The organism is Streptomyces sp. NPDC004658 (assembly GCF_040609555.1).
Lineage (GTDB): Bacteria > Actinomycetota > Actinomycetes > Streptomycetales > Streptomycetaceae > Streptomyces.
In genome coordinates this window covers 13,235-39,373 of record NZ_JBEXKG010000049.1, presented here as the reverse complement: position 1 = coordinate 39,373, position 26,139 = coordinate 13,235, and the positions used below count along the sequence as shown (strand labels likewise).

The following is a 26,139-nucleotide window of genomic DNA, read 5'->3' as shown; positions in this document are numbered from 1 at the left end:
CTTCGCGTCCGCGCCCCGTCCATCGTCAGCCCGCCTCCGGCTTGTCGTCGTCGACGATCTCGGCGTCCACCACCTCGTCGTCCCCGCCGGAACCCGTCGTACCGCCGGCCCCGGACTGGCCGGACGGACCGGACTGGCCGGGCTGCCCGGCCTGCTCGCTCCGCGACCGCTCGTACAGCGCCGTACCGATCTTCTGCGCGGCCTGTGCGGCACGGTCCAGGGCCTGCCGGATCGCCGCCGTGTCCCCCGACTTCAGCTTCTCCTTCAGCTCGGCCAGCGCCGTCTCCGTCTCGGACCTGGCGTCCGCCGGGATCTTGTCGCCGTTGTCCTTGATCAGCTTCTCGGTGGAGTAGACGAGCTGCTCGGCCTGGTTCCGCGTCTCCGCGGCCTCCCGCCGCTGGCGGTCCTCCTCCGCGTGCTGCTCCGCCTCCCGGACCATCCGGTCGATGTCGTCGCGGGGCAGCGCCGAACCGCCGGTCACCGTCATCTTCTGCTCCTTGCCGGTGCCGAGGTCCTTCGCCGAGACGTGCATGATGCCGTTGGCGTCGATGTCGAACGCCACCTCGATCTGCGGCACCCCGCGCGGAGCGGGCGCGATGCCGGTCAGCTCGAACATGCCGAGCTTCTTGTTGTACGCGGCGATCTCCCGCTCGCCCTGGTAGACCTGCACGGTCACCGAGGGCTGGTTGTCCTCGGCCGTCGTGAAGATCTCGGAACGCCGGGTCGGGATCGTCGTGTTCCGCTCGATGAGCTTGGTCATGATGCCGCCCTTGGTCTCGATGCCGAGGGACAGCGGGGTGACGTCGAGCAGCAGGACGTCCTTGACCTCGCCCTTGAGCACACCGGCCTGGAGGGAGGCGCCGACGGCCACCACCTCGTCCGGGTTCACGCCCTTGTGCGGCTCCTTGCCGGTCAGCTCCTTCACCAGCTCCGTCACGGCCGGCATCCGTGTCGAGCCGCCCACCAGGACCACGTGGTCGATGTCGGACACCTTGATCCCGGCGTCCTTGATCGCGTTGTGGAACGGCGCCTTGCACCGCTCCAGCAGATCGGACGTCAGCTGCTGGAACTGGGCGCGGGTGAGCTTCTCGTCCAGGTGCAGCGGACCCTCCGCGGACGCGGTGATGTACGGGAGGTTGATCGAGGTCTCGCTGGACGACGACAGCTCGATCTTCGCCCGCTCCGCCGCCTCCCGCAGCCGCTGCACGGCCATCTTGTCCTTGGCCAGGTCGACGCCGTAGTTGTTCTTGAACTGCGTGACCAGGTGGTCCACGATCCGCTGGTCCCAGTCGTCGCCGCCCAGGTGCGTGTCGCCGTTGGTGGCCTTCACCTCGATGACGCCCTCGCCCATCTCCAGCAGCGACACGTCGAAGGTGCCGCCGCCCAGGTCGAAGACGAGGACCGTCTGCTCGTCGCCCTTGTCCAGCCCGTACGCCAGCGCCGCCGCCGTCGGCTCGTTGATGATCCGCAGGACGTTCAGGCCCGCGATCTCACCGGCCTCCTTGGTGGCCTGACGCTGGGCGTCGTCGAAGTACGCGGGCACGGTGATCACCGCGTCGGTGACGTCCTCGCCGAGGTAGGCCTCCGCGTCCCGCTTCAGCTTCTGCAGCACGCGCGCGGAGATCTCCTGAGCGGTGTACCGCCTGCCGTCGATGTCTCCCTGGTCGGGGAACCGCCAGGCGTGGTCCCCCATGTGCCGCTTGACCGAGCGCGCGGTGCGCTCCACGTTCGTCACGGCCTGCCGCTTGGCGACCTCGCCGACCAGCACCTCGCCGTTCTTGGCGAACGCGACGACCGACGGAGTGGTCCGTGCGCCCTCCGTGTTGGTGATGACGGTGGGCTCGCCGCCCTCCAGGACGGAGACCACCGAGTTCGTCGTACCGAGATCGATTCCGACCGGACGCGCCATCTGCGTGCTCCCTCTTCCTCGTCGGCCCGTGTGCCCTACGGCCGCTCACCGGGTTCCCAGTGCACCGGTCCCGCGCGCAGCGGCGGCTCGGGAGCCGTGCCGCCCGGCACGAAGAGGTACCGGAGGCGCGACAGCGGGCTCGCAGCGGCGGCGCCGGACGGGGCGCGGTGCCTGGGCCGGGACGGCCGGTCGTGCGACCGGTCGTAGGCCGCGCGCCGCACCGGGTCCCGGAGGGTCTCGTACGCCGCGCGCACCTCGTCGAACCGGGCCGCGGTGACCGCGTCCACCCGCGTGTCCGGCCGCAGTTCCCACGCCAGGCGGCGGAAGGCGGAGGTGATCACCTCGGCCGTGGCGGAGGGCGCCACACCGAGCACCGCGTACAGGTCCGGCTCCACCGTGCGGGTCACCTCCTCACCCACCGCGAGCTGCGCGTTCGAACCGAATTGCCTATCAATCGGAATAAAACTTGAGTGGACTCGTGTCAAGTGTGGACCGGTGTCCCGCATGGGCCCGCGTCACGTCTCCACGGCCCGCTCCGGCCGCTCCGGCACCCTCCGCCGCAGCAGCGCCCCGAGCAGCTCCTCGGCCTCCCCGGGCGGCACCGAGACCGCGACCCGTGCGAGGGGTGCGGTGGCGGGGGTGGGCCACAGGTCGACCACGACGGACGGGTACCCACTGCGCAGCGCGACGAAGTCCGCTCCGCCCGGATGGGCCCACTCGCCCAGCGGGCGCGCGGGCCGCCGCCGGCCACGCCGTGGCACTCCGCGCAGCGCGCGCCACCAGTCGGGCTCGATCCGCGCGTCCCTGATCGGCGCGTCCGGCAGCCGGACCTCCCGCCGGCGCACCCGGAGCCGCTCGCTCCAGGACAGCCGCACCACGAGGTCGTCGCCGTCGACCAGCAGCCGTGCCACGGGACCTCCCGACAGCGGGACTCCGATTCCTCTCTCCACCGGGTTCCCCGCTGAGGGCCACCGGCCGAGGCGTGGGGAACTTGGGCGTGGACCGCTTCGGGTATGCGCGGCCTTCGCCGACGAGGAGCCACACCGGGGCCGGCACCTGGAGATCACGCTGGTCGACATCGGCGAGCGGTTCCGGGAACGCGGCCGCGCGCACTGCCTGGGCCGAGCCGCCGCGACCTGGCGGACCGCCGGCGACCGCCGCCTCGCCGAGGCGGTGACACAACCCCCCGGAGGGGCAGCGCTCTGGGCGGACCCGGTGGCATACGCACCGGGTCCGCGAGCCGGGCAGGCGAGGGGGGTGGGCTGCCTGCCCGGAGGGGGGTGGCCTGAACCGCGTGGCTTGTGCGGCGAGATGGCGAGCGACATCGTTGTCAGTCGTCGTGCACATGACTCTACCGCCTCAACCGACAACGATGTCAACCCACTTGGCTGGTCCGGCCGGGTGACGAGGGCGTGCGCCTCCGGCGCGCACGCGGTCTTCCGTGGTACCGGTGGCGCACGCTACTGTCCCTGCGGCTTGTGCGACCTGTGGTGCGCGACCCGTCCGTTAGGAGGAAGGGCCGCGTCATGCGTTTCAGACCCACGTCCCTGCTGCTGGCCGCGCTCCTCGCGACCGCCGGCACCGCAACTCCCGCCCTGGCGGCGACCGCCGCTCCCCCCGGCCTCGTCAAGGACCCCACCCCGTACGTCGACCCGCTGATCGGCACCAGGAACGGCGGCGACGTCTTCCCCGGCGCCGTCGTGCCGTTCGGCATGCTCTCGTGGAGCCCGGAGAACACCCGCGGCGACGCCACGCGAACCGCCGCGCCCGGCGGATACCAGTACGACGCCACCCGCGTCCGCGGCTTCAGCCTCACCCACATGTCCGGCACCGGCTGCGCCGGCGGCAGCGGGGACATCCCGTTCCTCCCGTACGCCGGCGAGGTCACCACCTCCCCGGCGAGCGACACCAAGGACGCCGTCTACGCCTCCGACTTCCGCCACGCCGACGAGACCGCCGAGCCCGGCCACTACAAGGTCGGCCTGGCCTCCGGCGTCACCGCCGACCTCACCGCCACCGCGCGCACCGGCTCCGCCCGCTTCACCTACCCGGCCGGCAAGCCCGCCTCCCTTCTCGTGCGCACCGCCAACTCCGAGGTCGGCTCGGAGGACTCGACGGTCACGATCGACCCGGACACCCGGACCATCTCCGGCTCGGTCACCTCCGGCAACTTCTGCGGCTACCTCGACCCCGAAGGCCAACGCTCCTACTACACCCTCTACTTCACCGCCCGCTTCGACCGCGCCTTCCAGGCCACCGGCACCTGGCACGACGACCGGCTGGACCCCGGATCCCGCGAGGCGTCCGGCGGCACCGGCGGCTTCTCGCACGGCGGGCGGCCGGTCGCCGGGAAGGGTGCCGGCGGATACGTCGAGTTCGCGCCCGGCGACGGCCCGGTCAACGTCAAGGTCGGCATCTCCTACGTCAGCCGGGAGGCGGCCGAGGCCAACCTGGCCGCCGAGAATCCGCCGGGGCGGTCCTTCGACGCGGTCCGGGAGGCGGCCCGGCGGGCCTGGCGGGAGCGGCTCGGAGCCGTCCGGGTCGGCGGCGGCTCGGACGCCGAGCGCACCACCTTCTACACCGCGCTCTACCACGCGCTGCTGCATCCGAACGTCATCAGCGACGCCGACGGCAGGTACCGGGGCGCCGACGGCCGCGTGCACACGGTCGACCGCCGCCGGCACGCCCAGTACGGCACCTTCTCCGGCTGGGACGTCTACCGCGACCAGGTGCAGCTGCTGACGCTGCTCGACCCGCGCACGGGCTCGGACATCGCGCAGTCCCTGTACGAGCTGGCCCGGCAGAACAACGGCGTCTGGGACCGCTGGCTGCACGGCGCGAGCGGCACCCACGTCATGAACGGCGACCCCTCGCCGACCGCGCTGGCCGGGATCCGCGCCTTCGGCGGCACGGACTTCGACCTCAAGGGCGCCCTGAAGTCCCTCGTGCGGGCGGCGACCGTGCCCACACCGCAGGACCTGTCCCCGGCCGGCAAGCCCGTGCTGTCCGCGGGCCAGCGCCCCTCCCTCGACAAGTACCTCAAGCTGCACTACATGCCGTCCGTCTCCAACGCCTGGGGCGGCGCCGCCGAGACCCTGGAGATGTCCACCGCGGACTTCGCGATCTCCCAGCTCGCCCGCGCCGCCGGGGAGAAGGGCACGGCGGAGACGTTCGCCCACCGCGCCCAGTGGTGGCAGAACAGCTTCAACATCGCCGCCGCGCCGGACGGCGGCTACATCGCCAACCGCAAGGCCGACGGCAGCTGGGTCACCGGCTTCACCCCGGACACCGGCAACGGCTTCGTCGAGGGCACGGCCGCCCAGTACACCTGGATGGTGCCGCACGACCCGGCGGGCCTGTTCGCCGCGCTGGGCGGCCGGGACCGGGCGCTCGCCCGGCTGGACGACTTCTTCCACGACGCCGACGGCGGCTGGGCCTTCACCGGCAACGGCGGCACCAAGTCCGAACTGGACAACGAGCCGTCGATCAACGTCCCCTACCTGTACGACTACGCCGGCGCCCCCTACAAGACGCAGGAGACCGTCCGCGCGGCGATGCGGCAGCTGTGGTCCACCGAGCCCGGCGGCATCCCGGGCAACGACGACCTCGGCGCGATGTCCGCCTGGTACGTCTTCTCCGCCCTCGGCATGTACCCGCAGGTGCCGTCCCGGGCCGAACTGGTCCTCGCCTCACCGCTGTTCGAGCGGATCGAGATCGACCGGCCGCACGGCAACGACATCTCCGTGCGCGCCACCGGAGCGGCGGCCGACGCGCCCTACGTCCGGTCCCTGAAGGTGAACGGCCGCAGCAGCGACCGGCCGTGGCTGCCCGCGTCGTTCGTCCGCGACGGCGGCCGGCTCGACTACACCCTGTCCGCCACCCCGGACCGGGACTGGGGCGCGGGCAGCCCGCCGCCGTCCTTCCGGGAGGGCGAGCAGCCGTACCAGATCGGCGTCGGGCCCACCACGGCCACCCTCGCCCCCGGTGACAGCACGAAGATCGGCATCCGCGCGCTGTCGCTGACCGGCGGCACCGGACCCGAGGTGCGCTTCCGGGTGCGGACCCCGGCCGGGGTGACGGCCACGCCCGCCGAGGGCACGGTCACCGACGGCACCCAGGAGATCACCCTCACGGCCGCCCGGGACGCCGCGCAGGGCTTCGCCGACGTCCAGGTCACGGTGACCTCGGGGGAGTCCTCCTACGAGCAGCCGGTGGCCCTCACCGTGGCCGCCCCCGGCACCCTGCTCGCCGCCTACAACAACACCGGAGTCTCCGACGACGACGGCGACCACGACGAGGCCGACTACGACGGCGGCGGCTGGAGCTACTCCCGCCAGGCCCTCGCGGCGGCCGGCCTCACCCCCGGCAAGCAGGCCACGGCCGGCGGTCTCGCCTTCACCTGGCCCGCCTCGCCCGCCGGGCGCCCCGACAACGCCTCGGCGTCCGGCCAGACCATCCAACTGCCCTCCCCGGCAGGCGCGTTGTCCTTCATCGGCAGTGCCGTCAACGGCAACCAGCAGACCAAGGCGACCGTCACCTACACCGACGGCACCACCGACACCGTCGACCTGTCCTTCACCGACTGGACCGTGGGCGGCGGTGGCGGCTCCGTCCAGTACGGCAACGAGGTCGTCGCCAAGACCGCGTACCGCAACGTCGCCGGCGCGGACAAGGACCCGGTGGCGACGTACGTCTTCGCCACCAAGCCGTACCAGGCCCCGGCGGGCAAGCGGATCGAGTCCGTGACGCTCCCGCGCAACACGGACCTGCACGTCTTCACCCTCGCGACGGGCTGAGCGCACCGGCCGGTCGCGGACACGGCACGGGGGCGGACCCATCCGGGCCCGCCCCCTTTCCGGTGTCCCAGGTCAGCCCAGCAGTTCCACCTCCGCCAGGGTCGACTCGCCGTCCAGGACCAGGCGGTACTTCGTGTAGGTGCCCGGCGCGGCGATGGTGAAGGCGCGGGTCTGGCGGTCCCAGGTGAACGTCTCCCCGGACCGGTGGTCCAGGGTCCGCCAGGTGGTGCCGTCGGTGGAGCCCTCCAGGGTCCAGCCGGTCGGTGCCTTCGTACGGTCGGCGCCCGAGGTCAGCGTGTACTGGACCGGCCGCACGGCACCCTCGGCCGGCAGGTCCGCCGAGGTGACCATGGCGCTCGTCGCCGAGGTGTTGTCGAAGAGCGCGCCGTCACCCTTCAGCACGTCCGCGCGGGGCGTCGGCACCTTGTCGTCCTGGGTGACCGAGACCGGCGCCGCGTCCTTCCCGGTGCCCCACGCCGACGGCTTGGAGCCCATGAAGAAGTCCAGCACCCCGCCCTTGGACAGCAGCGAGTGCGGCAGCGACGTCGACTTCCAGGGGCGGCCGTCGAACATGACGCCCTGGACGTAGACGTTCTTCGCGCTGTTCCCCGGCGCCCGCACCACCAGGTCCCGGCCGTTCTCCAGGTGCACGGTGACCTTCTTGAACAGCGGGGAGCCGATGGAGTACTCGCCGCTGCCCATCACCAGCGGGTAGAAGCCGAGCGCGGAGAAGAGGTACCAGGCCGACTGCTCGCCGTTGTCCTCGTCGCCGTGGTAGCCCTGCCCGATCTCGCTGCCGGTGTAGAGCCGGGAGAGCGCCTCACGGACGTACGCCTGCGCCTTCCACGGCTGGCCGGCCGCGTCGTACATGTAGATGACGTGGTGCGCGACCTGGTTGGAGTGGCCGTACATGCCCATCCGGACGTCCCGCGCCTCGGTCATCTCGTGGATGACACCGCCGTAGGAGCCGACGAAGTCCGGGGAGGCCGTCTCCGGGGTGGCGAAGTACTCGTCGAGCTTGTCGGCGAGGCCCTGCCGGCCGCCGTACAGGTTGGCCAGGCCCCGGCTGTCCTGCGGGGCGGTGAAGGCGTAGCCCCAGCCGTTGGTCTCCGTGTAGTCGTAGCCCCACACGCGCGGGTCGTACTTCGCCGAGTCCACGCGCCAGTCGCCCTTGTCGTCGCGGCCCTGGAAGAAGCCCGCCTTGGCGTCGAAGAGGTTCACGTAGTCCCGGGCCCGGTTGAGGAAGTACTCCGACTCCTCCCGGTAGCGCTTCTCGCCGGTCTGCTTGTAGAGCGCCTCGCCCATCTTCGCGATGCCGTAGTCGTTGACGTAACCCTCCATCGCCCACGACAGGCCCTCGTGCGTGTCGGTGGACGTGTAGCCGAGGAAGGGCGAGGTGGACATGCCCTTGCGGCCCACGCCGGACATCGGCGGTACCACGGTCGCGTTCTTCACGGCCGCGTCGTACGCCGCCTTCGCGTCGAACTTCACGCCCTTGACGTAGGCGTCGGCGAACGCCACGTCCGAGGAGGTGCCGGTCATCAGGTCGGCGTAGCCGGGGGAGGACCAGCGGGAGGTCCAGCCGCCGTCCTTGTACTGCTGCACGAACCCGTCGACCATCTCGCCCGCCTGGGACGGCGTCAGGAACGAGTACGCCGGCCAGGTGGTCCGGTAGGTGTCCCAGAAGCCGTTGTTGACGTACACCTTGCCGTCCACGATCTTCGCGCCGGTGTGCGTCGGGGTGTCCGGGCCCGGCATCGGGGAGAACGGCGAGGCGTACCGGTCCTCGCCGTCGACCCGCTCGAAGCCGGAGTTGGGGTACAGGTACAGCCGGTACAGGCCGGAGTACAGCGTGGTCAGCTGGTCCGGGGTCGCGCCCTCCACCTCGACCTTGCCGAGCAGCTTGTCCCAGACCCGCTGGGCGTGGTCCCTGACCGTGTCGAAGGAGGTGCCGTCGGGGATCTCCTGGCGGAGGTTGTCCTTCGCCTGGTCGACGCTGATGAGCGAGGTCGCCAGGCGCAGGGTGACGGTGCGGTCGGCGCCCGCGTCGAAGCGCAGGAAGCCCTTCACGCCGCTGGAGCCGCCGTCGGTGACCGGCTTGTCGAACTCGCCGTACACGAACAGCCGGGTCGCGCCCGTCGACAGGCCCGACTTCACGTCGGAGTAGCCGGTGACGGTCCCGTGCTCCTTGTCGAGCGTCAGACCGGCCTGCTCGGTGACGTTGTCGAACACCACGCTCGCGTCGTCACCGGGGTAGGTGAAGCGGAGGGCGGCGGCGTGGTCGGTCGGGGCCATCTCGGCCTTGAGGCCGTTCTCGAACCGGACGCCGTAGTAGTACGGCCGCGCGGTCTCGTTCTCGTGCCGGAAGGGCAGCTCCCGCGCCTCGCGACCGGTGTCCGGGGTGCCGGACGCGGCCGACGGCATCAGCTGGAAGGTCTGCCGGTCGCCCATCCAGGGGCTCGGCTCGTGACTGGCGCTGAACGCCTGGATCGTCGGCAGGTTGTCCGCGTTGTTGGCGCGGGCGTACTCGTACAGCCAGCTCAGCGAGGACGCGTTGGTCACCGGGGTCCAGAAGTTGAAACCGTGCGGCAGGGCCGTCGCCGGGAAGTCGTTGCCGCGCGAGAAGCTGCCGCTGGAGTTGGTGCCGCGGGTGGTCAGCGCGTAGTCCGACAGATGCGCCTTCGGCTTCTCGGGCGCCACCGGCTTCAGGGCCACGTCGTCCAGCCAGCCGCGGAACTTCGCCGGGCCGTCGGGGGAGTCGTACGCCACCAGGATCCGGTCGACGGTCTTGCCGGCCGCGACCGAGCCGATCCGCGCGACCACGTTGTTCCACTGGTTGACGTACAGGGCCTTCGACGCGCCCTGCCCGCGCGGGGTGAGCGGGAAGCCGTGGCTGTCCAGCGCGCCCAGGCCGCTCAGGTAGGTGCCGTCGGTGAAGGCCAGGTCGACGGAGACGTTCGTGGCGTCGTAGTCGCGGTCACCGTCGGCCATCGACGGGAAGATGCGGTACGACAGCTGGGTGTCGCCGCCGACCTTGACGTTCACGTCGAAGACCTTGTTGTACGAGTAGGCCCGGCCGGCCGCCGTGTGCCGGCCGGCGTAGCGCAGGGCCCGCTTCCCGGTGAACCCGGCCCGCGCCTTGGCGGTCGGGGAGCCGCTCGGGCCCTTGTCGACCAGGGTCAGCATGTCCTGCGGCACCGGGCCGCCGCCGCTGCCGGTGGAGAACTGCACGTCGGCGAGCTGCACGATGTCCGGGGCGCCGGCGTTCCTCGTCACCTCCAGCCGGAAGTGCTGGTACTCGGCCGGCTCGGCGAGGTCGTACGACTTCGTCTGGAACCGCTCGGCGAAGTTCTCGCCCGAGCGGGTGTCGACCGTCTTCCAGTCCTTGCCGTCGGTGGAGCCCTTCAGGGTCCAGTCCTCGGGGTCGCGCTCGCCGAAGTCATTGGCCGAGGTGAGCGCGTACGTCGTTATCTTGACGGGTTTGTCCAGATCGAACTCCACCCAGCCGGTGGGCTCGAAGGTCAGCCACTTGGTGCCGGGCTCGCCGTCGACGAGGTTCTCCTTGACCTCCCCCGCGCCCGCGTTCTCACCGCTGGCCCTGACCTCGGTGACATGGTCGGTGACATTGCCCGGGATGCCCGTGCTGTAGCCGCCGTCGACGCCCGAGGCGCGCTTGGTGCCGTCCGGCCCGGTGTCGACGGTGTTCAGCCAGTCCGGCGCCGGGTCGTCCGCCTCGAACGAGGATGCGAACTCCCGGTCGGCCGCCGGAGCCTTGGGGGGCAGGGCGACCGCCGCGCCCTGCGCGCCGACGGCCATGACAAAGGCGGCCGTGAGGACGGCCGCCGGAGCCCATCTGTGCCGCGTTCTCCGCTGCATCTACCGATTTCCCCTCCTGCGCCCCCTCCGGACAACGTTGTCAGCTACGGGGCGCAGGAACCAGTAGGTGGCCAAGTGGCCCGTGATGTCAAGGGTGTTGGACGTGGCATTCAGGGAGTTATGTCGCGACTTTTTCCGGCGGGCCGTTCCGCGGGCCTTCATATTTCCGCGAGGTCTCAACTCGGAAAAGACCCAACGCGAACCCTGCATTCGATCTTGCTCAGTTGGCGGGAAGTGGACTATACCTGTCGGCGTTTCCAGCACGACCCAGCACTACCCGACAGCGGTGCCGGGGAGGATCCGGTTCACCGCCTGAGTCCTGGAGAAGGCGAGGACTTGAGCATGGGATCCACTGCGCCCCACGGTGCCGAAGGTGTAGGACGTCGTGATCTGATCAAGCGGTCCGCGGCGCTCGGCCTGGTCGCGGCCCCGGGAATGGGCCTGCTGTCCGCCTGCGCCAGCGGCGGCGGTGACGGACAGGACAAGGCGAAAGCGGGCAAGAAGACCGCGAAGAACCCCCTCGGCGTCAATGACACCGCGGGCATGGAGTTCGTCCTCTTCGACGGCGGCTTCGGCAAGGAGTACGCCGAGGACGCGGTGAAGGTCTACGAGAAGGACTTCCCCAAGGCCAAGGTGAAGTTCGCCGCCACCCAGAAGATCCAGTCCACCCTGCAGCCCCGTTTCAACCAGGGCAACCCGCCGGACCTCATCGACAACTCCGGGGCCGAGCAGATGGACATGGGTGTGCTCGTCGGCAAGAACCAGCTGGCGGACCTCACCCCGCTGCTGGACGCGCCGTCGTACGACGACCCGGCGAAGAAGGTCCGCGACACGCTGCGCCCCGGCATCGTGGAGATGGGCCAGTTCGACGGCAAGCCGGTCTGGATCCTGTACTACGCCTACACGGTCTACGGCGTCTGGTACTCGCAGAAGGCCCTCGACTCGCTGGACGCGGAGTACCCGCAGACCTGGGACGAGATGCTGGCGGTCTGCGCGAAGGCCAAGAAGAAGGGCATGGCGGGCTGGACGTACGCGGGCAAGTACCCGTACTACATCCCCTTCTCGCTCTACCCGATGATCGGCAAGGTGGGCGGCCGGGAGGTCCTCGACGCCATCGACAACCTGGAGCCGAACGCCTGGAAGCACCCGGCGGTCAAGGCCTGCTTCGAGGCCTACTACGAGCTGTACAAGAAGGGCTACATCCTGAAGGGCACGCCGGGCCTGGACCACATCCAGTCCCAGACCGCCTGGGCCAAGGGCGAGGCGCTGTTCATCCCGAACGGCTCCTGGGTGGAGAACGAGTCGGCCAACGTCATCCCGGCCGACTTCGACCTCGCGGTGTCCGCGCCCACCGGCATCGACTCCTCCGACAAGCTGCCGTTCGGCACCATCTGGGCCTCCGGCGGTGAGCCCTTCATCGTGCCGGCCAAGGCGAAGAACGCCGAGGGCGGCATGGAGCAGCTGCGCATCATGCTCTCCGAGGCGTCCTCGAAGAACTTCACCGCCAAGGTGAAGTCGCTGACCGCGTACAACGGAGGCACCAGCGGCATCAGCCTCACGCCGGGTCTGAAGTCGGGCGTGGCGGCGCTGGACAAGGCCGGGTCCAACGTGGTGAATCCGCGTCTGCAGGACTGGTACGTGCAGTTGCAGAAGGAGAAGATCGGTGTGGCCGGTCTCGGCGAGATGATGGCCGGACGGCTCACCCCGGCCGAGGCCGTCAAGAAGATCCAGGGCTTTGCCGACGAGGCGGCCAAGGACACCTCGATCAAGCACTACAAGCACCAGTAATCCAGCACCCTGACAGCACCGGAGTGGCGATGCAGCACGGCAAGTACCGGTTCATCGTGGGGTTTCTGGCACTGCCCCTCGGACTGTACGCGCTCTTCGTGGTGTGGCCGTTCATCCAGTCCATCTACTACTCGTTCACGGACTGGACGGGCCTCAGCCCCGAATTCAAAATGGTCGGCTTCGACAACTACAAGAGGATGCTCGACGACGACATCTTCTGGAAGTCGCTCCAGCACAGTCTGCTGTTCGCTCTGGTGGTGCCGGTGGTGACGATCGGTCTCGCGCTGTTCCTCGCTTTCATGATCAACGTGGGCGGACGACGCAGAAGGGGCGGCCCCGTGATCTCCGGGGTCCGGGGCTCGTCCTTCTACAAGATCGTCTACTTCTTCCCGCAGGTGCTGTCGATCGCGATTGTCGCGCTGCTGTTCGCCTTCGCCTACAACCCGGACAGCGGCGCGATCAACTCGCTCCTGCGCGGCATCGGCCTCGACGGCGTGCAGCCGCTGTGGCTGGGCGATCCGAGCCTCGCCCTGTGGTGCGTGATGGCGGTGCTCGTGTGGTCCACGGTCGGCTTCTTCGTGGTGCTGTTCTCCGCGGGCATGGCCTCGATCCCGGCCGAGCTGTACGAGGCGGCGCTGCTGGACGGCGCCAGCCGCTTCACCACCTTCTTCCGCGTCACCCTGCCGCTGCTGTGGGACACCGTGCAGTCCGGCTGGGTGTACATGGGCATCCTCGCCCTCGGCGCCGAGTCGTTCGCGGTCGTACAGATCATGACGACCGGACCGGGCGGTCCCGACTACTCGACCACGGTGATGGTCCTGTACGTGTACCAGAAGGCGTTCCGGGACGGTCAGGCCGCCTACGCCACCACCATCGGCGTCGCCCTGCTCGTCGTCACGCTCGCGTTCGCGGCGATCGTGATGAGGCTGGGCCGTCGCGAGCGGCTGGAGTACTGAAGCGATGAAGACGACCGAGACCCCCGCACCGCTGCCGGCCGAGTCCGGCGCCGGCGTGACCAAGGTGGACGTGCCGCCGGCCGTGCCGTCCCCCGGGCGGAAGAGGGAGGGCAACGTCCTCAACGTCTTCTCCCACGGCATCCTGGTCATCTGGGCGATCATGGTGGTCCTGCCGCTGGTGTGGGCCGTGATGACGTCCTTCAAGGACGACAGCTCCATCTTCGGTTCGCCCTGGTCCCTGCCCGACAGGCTGCACTTCGACAACTGGGCGCGGGCGTGGACCGACGCCAACATGAGCGACTACTTCCTGAACACCGTCCTGGTGGTCGGCGGCTCACTGATCGGCACCCTGGTGCTCGGCTCCATGGCGGCGTACGTGCTGGCCCGCTTCGACTTCCCGGGCAACCGCTTCGTCTACTACCTGTTCGTCGGCGGCATGAGCTTCCCGATCATGCTCGCGCTGGTCCCGCTGTTCTACGTGGTCAACAACATGGGGCTGCTGAACACGATCCACGGCCTCATCCTGGTCTACATCGCCTACTCGCTGCCGTTCACGGTCTTCTTCCTCACGGCGTTCTTCCGCACCCTGCCCACCTCGGTGGCGGAGGCGGCCTTCGTCGACGGCGCCTCGCACTCGCGTACGTTCTTCCAGATCATGCTGCCCATGGCGAAGCCGGGTCTGATCAGCGTCGGCATCTTCAACTTCCTGGGCCAGTGGAACCAGTACATGCTGCCCACGGTGCTCAACACCGACCCCGACAAGAAGGTCCTCACCCAGGGACTGGTCCAGCTGGCGGCCAGCCAGGGTTACAAAGGAGACTGGTCGGGGCTCTTCGCGGGCCTGGTCATGGCGATGCTGCCGGTGCTCGCGGCGTACATTGTCTTCCAGCGCCAGGTGGTGCAGGGGCTGACCGCGGGGGCGCTCAAATAAGGGCTCGACCCGGCGCGGTCACGCCCCGCGGTCGTTCCAGGACGCACACCGTCCCCTCCCCGGGGGAGGTGTGCGTCGGCGTGTCGGTGTGTCGGCGTGTCGGTGTGTCCATGTATCCGGAAACGGTTCAACCTCTTGACGGGAGTCGCCCCGAACGGCTCAGCTTAGAGTTCACTAGTTGGACATACACGGGGCCTCGCCGAAGCGGCCCCGCGCTCAGGAGGTCGTCGTGGAGACTCCAGGGTCGCAGTCGTCACTGCACCGAGCCAACCTGGAGCGGGTGGTCCGGGCCGTACGCCTGGCCGGGTCCCTCACGCAGGCGGAGATCGCGCGGACGACCGGGCTGTCCGCCGCGACCGTCTCCAACATCGTGCGGGAGCTGAAGGACGGCGGAACCGTCGAGGTCACGCCCACGTCGGCAGGCGGGCGGCGGGCCCGCAGCGTCAGCCTGAGCGGGGACGCCGGCATCGTCATCGGGGTCGACTTCGGGCACACCCATCTGCGGGTCGCGGTCGGGAACCTCGCCCACCAGGTGCTGGCCGAGGAGGCCGAGCCGCTCGACGTGGACGCCTCCGCCGACCAGGGCTTCGACCGGGCCGAACAGCTGGTCAACCGGCTGATCGCGGCGACGGGCGTGGACCGGGCCAAGGTGGCCGGCGTGGGGCTCGGTGTGCCGGGCCCGATCGACGTCGAGTCGGGCACGCTGGGCTCGACCGCGATCCTGCCCGGCTGGGGCGGCACCAAGCCCGCGGAGGAGCTGCGCGAACGGCTCGGCGTGCCGGTGCACGTGGACAACGACGCCAACCTCGGCGCACTGGGCGAGCTGGTCTGGGGCAGCGGGAAGGGCGTCCGGGACCTGGCGTACATCAAGGTCGCGAGCGGTGTCGGCGCCGGTCTGGTGATCGACGGGAAGATCTATCGCGGGCCTGGCGGCACAGCGGGAGAAATCGGGCATATTACACTCGATGAATCCGGCCCGGTCTGCCGCTGCGGGAACCGCGGCTGCCTGGAGACGTTCGCGGCGGCGCGCTATGTGCTCCCGCTGCTCCAGCCCAGCCACGGCTCCAGCCTGACGATGGAGGGCGTCGTACGGCTGGCCAGGGACGGAGACCCGGGCTGTCGTCGGGTGATCGCCGACGTCGGCCGCCACATCGGCAGTGGAGTGGCCAATCTCTGCAATCTGCTGAACCCGAGCCGGGTGGTCCTCGGTGGTGATCTCGCCGAGGCCGGTGAGCTGGTGCTCGGGCCGATCAGGGAGTCCGTCGGCCGCTACGCCATTCCCAGCGCGGCGCGCCAACTGTCCGTTCTCCCGGGGGCACTTGGTGGCCGCGCGGAGGTGCTCGGAGCGCTCGCCCTCGCCCTCAGCGAGATGGGCGATTCGACCCTTTTGGAGGGTGCACTGCCCGTGGCGGCTCCTGTCTTCACTTAGAGAACGGATGGCACCGTTGCCATCTCGTTAAGGATTTACTTCTTGACGTCGCACGTGTGGCCGAGTTGACTTCCAGCCACCTCGGCCGCAACGACGCGGCCTCGTCAGGGAGGTTTGAAGAGTGAACAAGCGCATGCGTCGTGCTGCCTTTGCTTTCTGTGCCACCGCAATGACCGTCTCGCTCGCCGCCTGCGGCAGCGCGAAGGAGTCCGGCGGCAACGGTGACAGCGGGAAGACGACCACCCACAAGGGTGACGACATCACCGTCGGTCTGCTCCTGCCGGAGAACCAGACCGCCCGCTACGAGAAGTTCGACAAGCCCATCATCGAGAAGCAGATCAAGGATCTGACCAACGGCAAGGGCAAGGTCGACTACCTCAACGCCAAGCAGGACGCGACGCTCCAGTCGCAGCAGATCGACACGATGATCACCAAGAAGGTCGACGTGCTGATCCTCGACGCGGTCGACTACAAGGCGGTCGCCCAGGGCGTCAAGAAGGCCAAGGACGCGGGCATCCCGGTCGTCGCCTACGACCGCCTCGCCGAGGGCCCCATCTCCGCCTACACCTCGTTCGACAACGTCGAGGTCGGCAAGACGCAGGGTGAGGCCCTGCTGAAGGCCCTGGGCAGCAAGGCCAAGTCCGGCAAGGTCGTCATGATGAACGGCTCCGTGACCGACCCGAACGCCGCGCAGTTCAAGAAGGGCGCGCACGACGTCCTCGACGGCAAGGTGAACATCGGCAAGGAGTACGACACCAAGGAGTGGAAGCCGGAGAACGCCAACGCCAACATGGAGGGCGCCATCTCCGCCCTCGGCAAGGACAAGATCGTCGGCGTCTACTCCGCCAACGACGGCATGGCGGGCGGCATCATCACCGCGCTCAAGGGCGCGGGCATCAAGAAGCTTCCCCCGGTCACCGGCCAGGACGCCGAGCTCGCGGGCGTGCAGCGCATCGTGGCGGGCGAGCAGTACATGAGTGTCTTCAAGTCCTACCCGCAGGAGGCCGAGACCGTCGCCAAGATGGCCGTCTCGATCGCCAAGACCGGCAAGGTCGACAGCTCGCTCGGTGCCAGCACCGTCGACAGCGGCACCGAGAAGGGCATCCCGGCCGTCATCGTCCCGGTAGTCTCGCTGACGAAGGACAACATCAAGGACACGGTCATCAAGCAGGGTTACTACACGGTCAACGAGATCTGCACGGCCAAGTACAAGGCCGCCTGCGACAAGATCGGCCTGAAGTAACACCCCCAGGGGGCCGCCTCGGCGGCGGTCCCACCGGCCTGCACGGGAGGCGCGCGCCCACTGTCCGCGCGCCCCGTGCCGGCACGTCCGGCGCCCCGCCGCCGACAGCCCCGCAGCACAACGGCGGGGCGCCGGACGGAACGCCCCTCACTCTTCATGTTCAACCTCCCGCCGGGGTCAGCTCGGGCGGCGAAGGAGATGGTTCACGTGTCCGCTACGCCCGTGCTGGCGTTGCGCGGGGTCTCCAAGCGATTCGGTGCCGTTCAGGCGCTCACCGACGTAGAGCTTGAGGTCCACGCCGGAGAGGTGGTTGCCCTCGTCGGCGACAACGGCGCCGGCAAGTCCACCCTCGTCAAGACGATCGCGGGTGTGCATCCCATCGATGACGGTGTCATCGAGTGGGAGGGCCGCCCCGTCACGGTCAACCGGCCGCACGACGCCCAGAACCTGGGCATCGCGACGGTCTACCAGGACCTCGCCCTGTGCGACAACATCGACGTCGTCGGCAACCTGTTCCTCGGCCGTGAGATCAAGCGCCGCGGTGTCCTGGACGAGGTCGAGATGGAGCGCCGCTCGCGCGAGCTGCTCCAGACGCTCTCCATCCGCATCCCCAGCGTGCGCATCCCGATCGCGTCGCTCTCCGGCGGTCAGCGCCAGGTCGTGGCCATCGCCCGCTCCATGCTCGGCGAGCCCAAGCTGGTCATCCTCGACGAGCCGACCGCCGCCCTCGGCGTCGAGCAGACCGCCCAGGTCCTCGACCTCGTCGAGCGGCTGCGCGAGCGGGGCCTCGCGGTCATCCTCATCAGCCACAACATGGCCGACGTGAAGGCCGTCGCCGACAAGGTCGCCGTCCTGCGGCTCGGTCGCAACAACGGCGTGTTCGAGGTCAAGACCACCTCGCAGGAAGAGATCATCTCCGCCATCACCGGCGCCACGGACAACGCCGTGACCCGTCGTGCGGCGCGCACCACCGCGGAGGCTCAGAAGTGAGCATCGACAAGACCCAGGCCGAGCCCGTCGACACGCCGGCCGTCGCCGCCGACGCCGCCCCCGCCGTCGACCCCCGCCTGCTCGTGCGCGAACAGGGCTTCGCGGGCTACGTCACCGAGTTCAAGCGCAAGATGCGTGCCGGCGACCTCGGCGCCCTGCCGGTCGTGATCGGCCTCATCGCCATCTGCGCGATCTTCCAGAGCCTGAACTCCGCCTTCCTCGGCGCGGAGAACCTCAACAACATCTTCGTCGCCATGGTGGCCACCGGCATGATGTCGGTCGGCATCATCTTCGTGCTGCTGCTCGGCGAGATCGACCTGTCCGTCGGCTCCGTCTCCGGTGTCTCCTCGGCGATCACCGCCGTGATGAGCGTCACCCACGGCGTCAACGAGTGGCTCGCCGTCCTCGCCGCCCTCGCGGCCGGCGCGGTCATCGGTGCCGTGCACGGCTTCTTCTTCGCCCGGATCGGCGCGCCCGCGTTCGCGGTGACCCTGGCCGGCCTGCTGTTCTGGAACGGCTTCATGCTCCAGATCCTGGGCTCGAACGGCACGATCAACATCGACGGCGACGGTGTGGTCGGCAAGCTCACCACGTACTACTTCTCGGACGTGGCCGCCGCCTACCTCCTGGCCTTCGTCGCGGTCGCCGGATACTTCCTGTCGGCCTTCCTCGGCAACCGCCGCCGCGCGCTCGCGGGCATCCCGTCCCGCCCGCTCAGCGACATCGTGCTGCGCACCGCGCTGCTCGCGGTCGCCGCGTTCGGCGTCGCGGTCATGTTCAACCAGTACAAGGGCCTGCCGCTCGCGGTGCTGCTGTTCGTGGTCGTCCTGGTCGGCAGCGACTTCGTGCTGCGCCGCACCGCGTACGGCCGCAAGGTCTTCGCGCTCGGCGGCAGCGTGGAGGCGTCCCGCCGCGCCGGTATCAACGTCACCCTGGTGCGCGTCTCGGTCTTCGCCATCGCGGGCTTCTTCGCCTCGGTCGGCGGTCTGTTCTGGGCCTCCAAGATCGCTGCCGCCAACCAGAGCGCCGGCTCCGGCGACCTGCTGATGAACGTCATCGCCGCGGCCGTCATCGGCGGCACCAGCCTCTTCGGTGGCCGGGGCCGCACCTGGAACGCGCTGCTCGGTGTCCTCGTGATCACGTCGATCCAGTACGGCCTCGCCCTCCAGGGCATCGCCACCCCGATCCAGTACATGATCACCGGTGGCGTGCTCCTCGCCACGGTCGTCATCGACTCGATCACCCGCAAGACCCAGAAGTCGGCCGGCCGCGCCTGAGCGCGCCGACGCACCACGCCCTTGCCCGGCACCGTCCGACGGTGCCGGGCAAGGGCGTGTCCGGGCCGCCGCAGGGGTACAGCCGTTCGCGTGAGTCACGCCCCCCGGCCCGGCCGTCGGGCGTGCGGACGGAACATTAGACTCGTCCAAGCCCGGCAACAGCTCGATCAGCTCTACTGCAAGGAGGCACGGGTGCCGCTGCTGACCCGCATCAGGGGACCGCGCGATCTGGACCGGCTCAGCCTGGAGGAGCTGGACCAGCTGGCGGAGGAGATCCGGACCTTCCTCGTCCAGGAGGTCTCCAAGACCGGCGGGCACCTGGGCCCCAACCTCGGTGTGGTGGAGCTGACCATCGCCCTGCACCGGGTGTTCGAGTCCCCGAAGGACAAGGTGCTGTGGGACACCGGCCACCAGTCCTACGTGCACAAGCTGCTCACCGGCCGGCAGGACTTCTCGAAGCTGAAGATGAAGGGCGGTCTGTCGGGCTACCCCTCGCAGGCCGAGTCCGAGCACGACGTCATCGAGAACAGCCACGCCTCCACCGTGCTCGGCTGGGCCGACGGCATCGCCAAGGCCAACCAGCTGCGCCGGCGGGACAGCCATGTCGTCGCCGTCATCGGTGACGGGGCCCTGACAGGCGGGATGGCCTGGGAGGCGCTCAACAACATCGCCGAGGCCAAGGACCGGCCGCTGGTCATCGTCGTCAACGACAACGAGCGCTCCTACGCCCCCACCATCGGCGGCCTCGCCAACCATCTGGCGACCCTGCGCACCACCGACGGCTACGAGCGCTTCCTGGCGCGGACGAAGGACCTCCTCGACCGCACCCCGGTCGTCGGCAAGCCGCTGTACGAGACCCTGCACGGCGCCAAGAAGGGGCTGAAGGACTTCATCGCCCCGCAGGGCATGTTCGAGGACCTCGGGCTGAAGTACGTCGGCCCGATCGACGGCCACGACATCGAGGCGCTGGAGTCGGCGCTGGCCCGGGCCAAGCGGTTCGGCGGGCCGGTGATCGTGCACTGCCTGACCGAGAAGGGCCGGGGCTACCAGCCCGCCCTCCAGGACGAGGCCGACCGGTTCCACGCCGTCGGCAAGATCCACCCCGACACCGGGCTGCCCATCGCCTCCTCCGGCGCCGACTGGACGTCGGTCTTCGGCGAGGAGATGGTCCGGCTCGGCGAGGAGCGCGAGGACGTCGTCGCCATCACGGCGGCCATGCTCCAGCCCGTGGGGCTCGACAAGTTCGCCAAGCGGTTCCCCGAGCGGGTGTACGACGTCGGGATCGCCGAGCAGCACGGCGCCGTCTCCGCCGCCGGCCTCGCGTACGCCGGGCTCCACCCGGTCTTCGCCGTGTACGCCACCTTCCTCAACCGCGCCTTCGACCAGGTCCTCATGGACGTGGCCCTGCACAAGTGCGGTGTCACCTTCGTGCTCGACCGGGCCGGCATCACCGGTACCGACGGCGCCTCCCACAACGGCATGTGGGACATGTCGATCCTCCAGGTCGTCCCCGGACTGCGGCTCGCCGCGCCGCGCGACGCCGACCAGGTGCGGGCCCAGCTGCGCGAGGCCGTCGCCGTCGAGGACGCGCCGACCGTGGTCCGCTTCTCCAAGGGCGCCGTCGGCCCCGCCGTACCCGCCGTGGGGCGGATCGGGGGCATGGACGTGCTCCGGGAGCCCGGCACCGACCGGCCGGACGTGCTGCTGGTCTCCGTCGGCGCCCTGGCCCCGATGTGCCTGGAGATCGCCGGGCTGCTGGACAGGCAGGGCATCTCCACCACCGTGGTCGACCCCCGCTGGGTCAAGCCCGTCGACGAGGCCATGGCCCCGCTGGCCGAGCGGCACCGGGTCGTCGTCACCGTCGAGGACAACAGCCGCGTCGGCGGTGTCGGCTCCGCCGTCGCCCAGGCCCTCAGGGACGCGGGCGTGGACGTGCCGCTGCGCGACTTCGGCATCCCGCCGCGCTTCCTCGACCACGCCTCCCGCGCCGAGGTCATGGCCGAGATCGGGCTGACCGCGCCCGACATCGCCCGCCAGGTCACCGGGCTCGTCTCCCGGCTGGACGGGCGGTTCGACCGTACGGCCGGTGCCGTGGACTCCGTAGAGCCCGCGCGCGACTAGAAAACGCCCCCACGGGCCGGTTCCGCCGCTTCTCCCGGTGGCGGAACCGGCCCGTTTGCGTGAACCTGCCTGTGCCGGGGAACACGCATCCCGGCCCTCTCGATCATGTCGAGGACGACAAGCGTGGGAGGTAGGTACGTGAGCAACGCGCTGTTCCGGACGAAGAACGTCGAGCAGTCCATCCAGGACACCGAGGAACCCGAACACTCGCTCAAGAAGTCGCTGACCGCCCTTGACCTGACCGTGTTCGGCGTCGGCGTCATCATCGGCACCGGCATCTTCGTCCTCACCGGCACGGCGGCGAAGAACACCGCCGGCCCCGCCGTGTCCCTGTCCTTCGTCGTGGCCGGTGTCGTCTGCGCGCTCGCCGCCCTCTGCTACGCCGAGTTCGCCTCCACCGTCCCCGTGGCGGGCTCCGCCTACACCTTCTCCTACGCCTCGCTCGGCGAACTCCCCGCCTGGATCATCGGCTGGGACCTCGTCCTCGAACTGGCGCTCGGCACGGCGGTGGTCGCGGTCGGCTGGTCCGGTTACATAGCCTCGCTGCTCGACAACGTGGGCTGGCACCTGCCCGCAGCCCTCTCCGGCCGGGACGGCGCCACCGGCTTCGGCTTCGACATCCTCGCCGCGGCCCTCGTGCTGCTGCTCACCGCCATCCTCGTCATCGGGATGAAGCTGTCCGCGCGGGTCACCTCCGTGGTCGTCGCGATCAAGGTGGCCGTCGTCCTCGTCGTGATCATCGCGGGTGCCTTCTTCGTGAAGGGCGGCAACTACGACCCCTTCGTCCCGAAGGCGCAGTCCGCCGAGGCGGCCGGGAACCTCAAGGCCCCCCTCATCCAGCTCATGTTCGGCTGGGCGCCCTCGCACTTCGGCGTCATGGGCATCTTCACCGCGGCCTCCGTGGTGTTCTTCGCGTTCATCGGCTTCGACGTCGTCGCCACCGCCGCCGAGGAGACCCGCAACCCGCAGCGCGACGTCCCGCGCGGCATCCTCGGCTCCCTGATCATCTGCACCGCCCTCTACGTCGCCGTGTCGATCGTCGTCACCGGCATGCAGAAGTACAGCGCGCTGTCCGTCAAGGCGCCCCTCGCCGACGCGTTCAAGGCCACCGGGCATCCCTGGTTCGCGGGCCTGATCAGCTTCGGCGCCGCCGTCGGACTGACCACGGTGTGCATGATCCTGCTGCTCGGCCAGTCCCGGGTCTTCTTCGCCATGAGCCGCGACGGGCTGCTGCCCCGCTTCTTCTCGCACACCCACCCGCGGTTCCGCACCCCGTACCGGTCCACCATCCTGCTCGGCGGCGTCATCGCGGTCGTCGCGGGCTTCACCAGCCTCAGCGAACTCGCCGAACTGGTGAACATCGGCACCCTGTTCGCGTTCGTCGTCGTCGCGCTCAGCGTCATCATCCTGCGCAAGTCCCGCCCGGACCTGCACCGCGCCTTCCGCACCCCGTGGGTCCCGGTCGTCCCGATCCTGTCCGTGTGCGCCTCGCTGTGGCTGATGCTCAACCTGCCCGCCGAGACCTGGATCCGGTTCGCCATCTGGATGGTCATCGGCTTCTTCGTCTACTTCCTCTACGGCCGCTCGCACAGCCGCCTCGGCCGGCGCGAGGAGACCGCGGCCGGCGAGGCCGTGCGCCCGCCCAAGGCGACCGAGTAGCCCGCACACTCGCGCCCCGGCCCCGTATGTCCCGCTTCGGCTGGGACGGCGGGGCCGGATAGCGTGCGGACCATGCTCGCCGCCCCCCTCGCCCCCGCACGGACCACGGTCACCCGGACGGCGTACTGGGCGCGGCTGCTGCCCCTCCTGGCCGTCCTGGCCTGCGTCACCCGGATCCCCTCCTTCCGCCGGCCGCTGTGGAACCCGGACGAGGGCTTCCTCGCCGTACAGGCACGACTGCTCGCCCAGGGCGGAGAGCTGTACGACACCGTCGTGGACCGCAAGCCGCCCCTGCTGCCCTGGCTCTACCAGGCCGCCTTCGCGCTCTGCGGCTCCGGCTCCCTGACCCCGCTGCGGGTGCTCGCCGTCCTCGCCCAGCTCCTCACCGCCGCGCTGCTGGCCTCCCTGGCCCGCCGCCACTGGGGCGAGCGCGCCGGCCGCACCGCCGGGGTGCTGTACCTGCTGGTCTCCGTCGGACTCAACCCCGAGGACGCGCAGGCCGCCACCTTCGAGGTGTTCATGCTGCCCTGGACGGCCGCCGCCCTGTGGTGCGCCGACCGCGGGCGCTGGGGCGCCGCCGGGGCCGCCGTCGCCGCCGCGTTCCTCACCAAGCAGACCGGCGGCGCGGTGCTGCTGCCGGTGGCCTGGCTGCTGCACCAGCGGGGCGGCACCCGCGCGGGCCTGCCGCGGCTCGCGGCCGGATGCGCCGCACCCGTGCTCGCCACGGCCCTGGCCACGGACCCGGCGGGCTTCCTGTTCTGGACGGTGACCGGCTCCGCCGCCTACGCCTCCGTCACCGGCTCCGAACTCCACGTCCTGGCCCGCGCGCTGACCAACGCCGCGATCCTGGCGGTGGCGTCGGCGGGCCTGCTCCCGCCGGCCGTGCGGGCCCTGCGGTGCGTCCGCGCCGGAGCGGCCGAGGCGTGGCTGTGGCTGTGGCTGGCCTCCTCGGCGGTCGCCGTGGCCCTCGGCTGCCACTTCTTCGGCCACTACTACCTGCAGCTGACCCCGCCGCTCGCCCTGCTGGCCACCGCCGCGCTGCACGTCCTGCCCCGGGACGGGCACACGGCCGCCGTGCTCACCTCGGCCTGCTGCTGCGCCCTCTTCGTCGGCTGGGGCCTGTTCGCCCCGCGCCCCGAACTCACGCACGCCGAACGGCTGGCGGCGGCCCTCGCGCACCGCACGGCACCCGCCGACCGGGTCCTCGTCTGGGGGATACACCCGGAGACGTACTGGCTGTCCGGCCGCACCCCCGCCACCCGCTACCTCACCGCGGGCCTGCTCACCAACTACAGCGGCGGCCGGGACGGCCCCCAGGTCGGCGAGAAGTACGCCGTCGCCGGCGCCTGGCCGGTCTTCCGGCGCGAGATGACCGCGCACGCCCCCGCCCTGGTCGTCGACGACTCCCGCGGCAAGCCGTACGCCCCCGCCCGCCTCCCCACCCTCCACCGCCTGCTGACGGCGGGTTACACGGAGGTCGCCAGGGTGGACGGCGCCGTGCTGTACGCCCGGGTGCCCCCGGGGTAGCGGTGGCCTCCGGCACCCGGACCGGACACCGGCGGGACAGCGCGGGCGCCCGGACCGGCTCCGGGCGGGCCGGCGCCGACCTCCCCGGCGCCGGGAACGGGTCGCGCGGCTCAGTCCAGGACCGTGCGGGGGCCGGTCACGTCCGCGCCGAGGGCCGTCACGCGGCGGCGCAGTTCGCGGTCGGCGGTCACCACCAGGCGGGCCCGGCCGGCGTGCTCGGCGGTCAGCTCCACGATCCGGTCGTCGCCGCTGCCCGGCGCCGACTCCACCCGCACACCCGGCACCGACGCCACGCCCCGGGCCGCGCCCTCCACCACCAGCACGATCTCCACCGGCCCCGGGTGCCCCGGCAGGCCCTCGCGCGCCAGCCGGTCCCGCAGCCGCTCCGCCGCCCCCTTGCGGTCCCGCCACCAGCCGTCGGGCCGCGAACCGACGACGTTCGCGCCGTCCACCACGAGGAGCAGAGGGGAGGGGGGAGGGGCGGCGGGGTCCAGCGGGTCGGTCATGGACCCCAGGGTCCCATGACCCAGAACCTATGACCCATGACCCATGGCTTGCGGTCCATGGCCGGGGGCCGGACCCCGGGGCCGGTCCCGCGCCGCTTAAAGTGAACCGGTGAACGGCGACTGGCTCCTACGCGGCCGAGACGGCCGGCTCAGTGTCTACCAGCTGTCGGGCGAAGCCGTCCTGTGCCGGGCGGAGCGCGGCCCCCGCGGCCCCTGGTCCGCCCCGCGCAAGGTCAGCGGCGAACAGAAACTGCACACCGTCCTGGCGGTCGGCCAGGGCGCCGACGGCTATGCCCACCTGGTCTCCTGGCGGCCCACCGTCAAGGGCGAGTCCGGGCTGGTGCACTCCACGCACTTCCGCCCGCACCTGGCGGCCCTGGACTGGGTCCCGATCGGCCACCCGGACAAGAAGGGCGACCGCACCGGCACGCCCGCCGTCGCGGTGGACGCGCAGGGCCGCGCCCATGTCTTCGTCCGCAACAAGGGCGGCGGAGTGAGCCTGCTCGCCCAGAAGGAGAAGGGCGGCTGGGAGCCCTGGCGGGACCTGAAGGGCAAGGAGGTCCAGGACGGACTCGCGGCGGTCACGGGGGAGTCCGGCAGGGTCGAGCTGTACGCGGCCGTCCCGCAGGGCCTGCTGTACTGGCGTCAGGAGGAGCCCGGCGCCCAGCCCGTGCTCCAGGAGGCGCTTCAGGCACCGGTCCGGCCGGGCACCCTGCGCGCCCTGGCCACGTCCCCGGACCGTACGACCGCCTTCTACACGGACACCTCCGGCGACCTGTGCGCCTGGCGCCCGGGCGGCAAGCCGGTCACCCTGCTGCCCGCGGCCGGCCCCGGCCCGGTGTCGGCGGTCCGCTGCGACCTGGACGGCCACGACTGCACCCTGCTGGTCCAGCGGACCGCGAGCCGCCGGGTCGCCTTCGCCGCGTACCCCACCGAGCTGGAGTCGGCGGGCGCCTGGTGGACCGAGTCGGGCCCCGAACTCCCCCTGGACGCCCTGGTGTCCCTCGCGACGGACGAGGAGGACCGGGTCGTGGCGGCAACGTTGTCCCCGTCGACCGGACGGCTCCTGCTGACCCGGCGCAAGGACGAGCCGGGTCTGGCCCTGGAGGCGTGGCGGGAGGTCTGAGTGCG

At 70.6% G+C, this 26,139-nt stretch carries 17 protein-coding genes; 12 read left to right on the top strand and 5 right to left on the bottom strand.

All coding sequences use genetic code 11. The features are described from left to right. Positions 1-25 precede the first annotated feature (25 nt). The 3 genes from dnaK to ABZV94_RS19045 all read right to left on the bottom strand — a co-directional run bounded on the left by dnaK (position 26) and on the right by ABZV94_RS19045 (position 2,820). Positions 26-1,909 carry a molecular chaperone DnaK gene (dnaK, locus tag ABZV94_RS19055; RefSeq protein WP_356341540.1) on the bottom strand — a complete coding sequence of 628 codons (1,884 nt, stop codon included), beginning with the start codon at positions 1,907-1,909 and terminating at the stop codon, positions 26-28. Positions 1,910-1,944: 35 nt separating this feature from the next. Next, positions 1,945-2,316 (bottom strand): J domain-containing protein, encoded by a 372-nt coding sequence (locus ABZV94_RS19050; protein WP_356341538.1) that lies wholly within the window; start codon positions 2,314-2,316, stop codon positions 1,945-1,947. 108 nt (positions 2,317-2,424) lie between these two features. Continuing rightward, complete coding sequence (locus ABZV94_RS19045; RefSeq protein WP_356341537.1) at positions 2,425-2,820, bottom strand: hypothetical protein; 396 nt, start codon at positions 2,818-2,820, stop codon at positions 2,425-2,427. Positions 2,821-3,435: 615 nt separating this feature from the next. Here ABZV94_RS19045 and ABZV94_RS19040 point away from each other — a divergent pair. Then, positions 3,436-6,705 (top strand): GH92 family glycosyl hydrolase, encoded by a 3,270-nt coding sequence (locus tag ABZV94_RS19040; protein WP_356341536.1) that lies wholly within the window; start codon positions 3,436-3,438, stop codon positions 6,703-6,705. Between the two features lie 72 nt (positions 6,706-6,777). On the opposite strand, the gene ABZV94_RS19035 is transcribed toward ABZV94_RS19040, so the two are convergent. Further along, positions 6,778-10,581: a GH92 family glycosyl hydrolase gene (locus ABZV94_RS19035; protein WP_356341535.1), complete on the bottom strand. Its 3,804-nt coding sequence runs from the start codon at positions 10,579-10,581 to the stop codon at positions 6,778-6,780. A 342-nt stretch (positions 10,582-10,923) separates the two neighbouring features. On the opposite strand from ABZV94_RS19035, the gene ngcE reads away from it, so the two are divergent. The 10 genes from ngcE to ABZV94_RS18985 all read left to right on the top strand — a co-directional run bounded on the left by ngcE (position 10,924) and on the right by ABZV94_RS18985 (position 24,502). Next, the gene (gene ngcE / locus ABZV94_RS19030; protein WP_356341534.1) at positions 10,924-12,369 is read left to right on the top strand and encodes an N-acetylglucosamine/diacetylchitobiose ABC transporter substrate-binding protein; all 1,446 of its coding nucleotides are present in this window, start codon (positions 10,924-10,926) and stop codon (positions 12,367-12,369) included. 29 nt (positions 12,370-12,398) lie between these two features. After that, on the top strand, positions 12,399-13,325 hold the full coding sequence (locus tag ABZV94_RS19025) for a sugar ABC transporter permease (RefSeq protein ID WP_356341533.1): 927 nt from the start codon (positions 12,399-12,401) through the stop codon (positions 13,323-13,325). 4 nt (positions 13,326-13,329) lie between these two features. Then, positions 13,330-14,256, top strand: coding sequence for a carbohydrate ABC transporter permease (locus ABZV94_RS19020; protein ID WP_356341531.1), 927 nt, complete (start codon positions 13,330-13,332; stop codon positions 14,254-14,256). A gap of 229 nt (positions 14,257-14,485) precedes the next feature. Beyond that, entirely contained in the window at positions 14,486-15,685 is a 1,200-nt protein-coding gene (locus ABZV94_RS19015; RefSeq protein WP_356341530.1) for an ROK family transcriptional regulator, read from the top strand. Between the two features lie 169 nt (positions 15,686-15,854). Further along, a complete protein-coding gene (locus ABZV94_RS19010; protein ID WP_356341528.1) occupies positions 15,855-16,928 on the top strand; it encodes a sugar ABC transporter substrate-binding protein in 1,074 nt (357 codons plus the stop codon). Positions 16,929-17,126: 198 nt separating this feature from the next. Then, positions 17,127-17,918, top strand: coding sequence for an ATP-binding cassette domain-containing protein (locus ABZV94_RS19005; protein ID WP_171151880.1), 792 nt, complete (start codon positions 17,127-17,129; stop codon positions 17,916-17,918). Further along, positions 17,915-19,195 carry a sugar ABC transporter permease gene (locus ABZV94_RS19000; RefSeq protein WP_356341526.1) on the top strand — a complete coding sequence of 427 codons (1,281 nt, stop codon included), beginning with the start codon at positions 17,915-17,917 and terminating at the stop codon, positions 19,193-19,195. Before ABZV94_RS19005 ends, ABZV94_RS19000 begins: the two co-directional genes overlap by 4 nt. A gap of 192 nt (positions 19,196-19,387) precedes the next feature. Further along, the gene (dxs, locus tag ABZV94_RS18995; protein ID WP_356341525.1) at positions 19,388-21,316 is read left to right on the top strand and encodes a 1-deoxy-D-xylulose-5-phosphate synthase; all 1,929 of its coding nucleotides are present in this window, start codon (positions 19,388-19,390) and stop codon (positions 21,314-21,316) included. 138 nt (positions 21,317-21,454) lie between these two features. Next, positions 21,455-22,975, top strand: a complete 1,521-nt coding sequence (locus ABZV94_RS18990; protein WP_356341524.1) for an amino acid permease — start codon at positions 21,455-21,457, stop codon at positions 22,973-22,975. Positions 22,976-23,047: 72 nt separating this feature from the next. Further along, on the top strand, positions 23,048-24,502 hold the full coding sequence (locus ABZV94_RS18985) for a glycosyltransferase family 39 protein (protein ID WP_356341522.1): 1,455 nt from the start codon (positions 23,048-23,050) through the stop codon (positions 24,500-24,502). A 110-nt stretch (positions 24,503-24,612) separates the two neighbouring features. On the opposite strand, the gene ABZV94_RS18980 is transcribed toward ABZV94_RS18985, so the two are convergent. Continuing rightward, positions 24,613-25,008, bottom strand: a complete 396-nt coding sequence (locus tag ABZV94_RS18980; protein WP_356341521.1) for an NTP pyrophosphohydrolase — start codon at positions 25,006-25,008, stop codon at positions 24,613-24,615. 109 nt (positions 25,009-25,117) lie between these two features. On the opposite strand from ABZV94_RS18980, the gene ABZV94_RS18975 reads away from it, so the two are divergent. Then, positions 25,118-26,134, top strand: coding sequence for a hypothetical protein (locus tag ABZV94_RS18975; protein ID WP_356341519.1), 1,017 nt, complete (start codon positions 25,118-25,120; stop codon positions 26,132-26,134). Positions 26,135-26,139 lie beyond the last annotated feature (5 nt).

Bases quoted from the DNA above. Each gene is read 5' to 3' on its own strand.
- dnaK (WP_356341540.1), bottom strand. From the start codon at position 1,909: ATGGCGCGTCCGGTCGGAATCGATCTCGGTACGACGAACTCGGTGGTC.
- ABZV94_RS19040 (WP_356341536.1), top strand. From the start codon at position 3,436: ATGCGTTTCAGACCCACGTCCCTGCTGCTGGCCGCGCTCCTCGCGACC.
- ABZV94_RS19035 (WP_356341535.1), bottom strand. From the start codon at position 10,581: ATGCAGCGGAGAACGCGGCACAGATGGGCTCCGGCGGCCGTCCTCACG.
- ngcE (WP_356341534.1), top strand. From the start codon at position 10,924: ATGGGATCCACTGCGCCCCACGGTGCCGAAGGTGTAGGACGTCGTGAT.
- ABZV94_RS19025 (WP_356341533.1), top strand. From the start codon at position 12,399: ATGCAGCACGGCAAGTACCGGTTCATCGTGGGGTTTCTGGCACTGCCC.
- ABZV94_RS19020 (WP_356341531.1), top strand. From the start codon at position 13,330: ATGAAGACGACCGAGACCCCCGCACCGCTGCCGGCCGAGTCCGGCGCC.
- ABZV94_RS19010 (WP_356341528.1), top strand. From the start codon at position 15,855: ATGACCGTCTCGCTCGCCGCCTGCGGCAGCGCGAAGGAGTCCGGCGGC.
- ABZV94_RS19005 (WP_171151880.1), top strand. From the start codon at position 17,127: ATGGTTCACGTGTCCGCTACGCCCGTGCTGGCGTTGCGCGGGGTCTCC.
- ABZV94_RS18985 (WP_356341522.1), top strand. From the start codon at position 23,048: ATGCTCGCCGCCCCCCTCGCCCCCGCACGGACCACGGTCACCCGGACG.
- ABZV94_RS18980 (WP_356341521.1), bottom strand. From the start codon at position 25,008: ATGACCGACCCGCTGGACCCCGCCGCCCCTCCCCCCTCCCCTCTGCTC.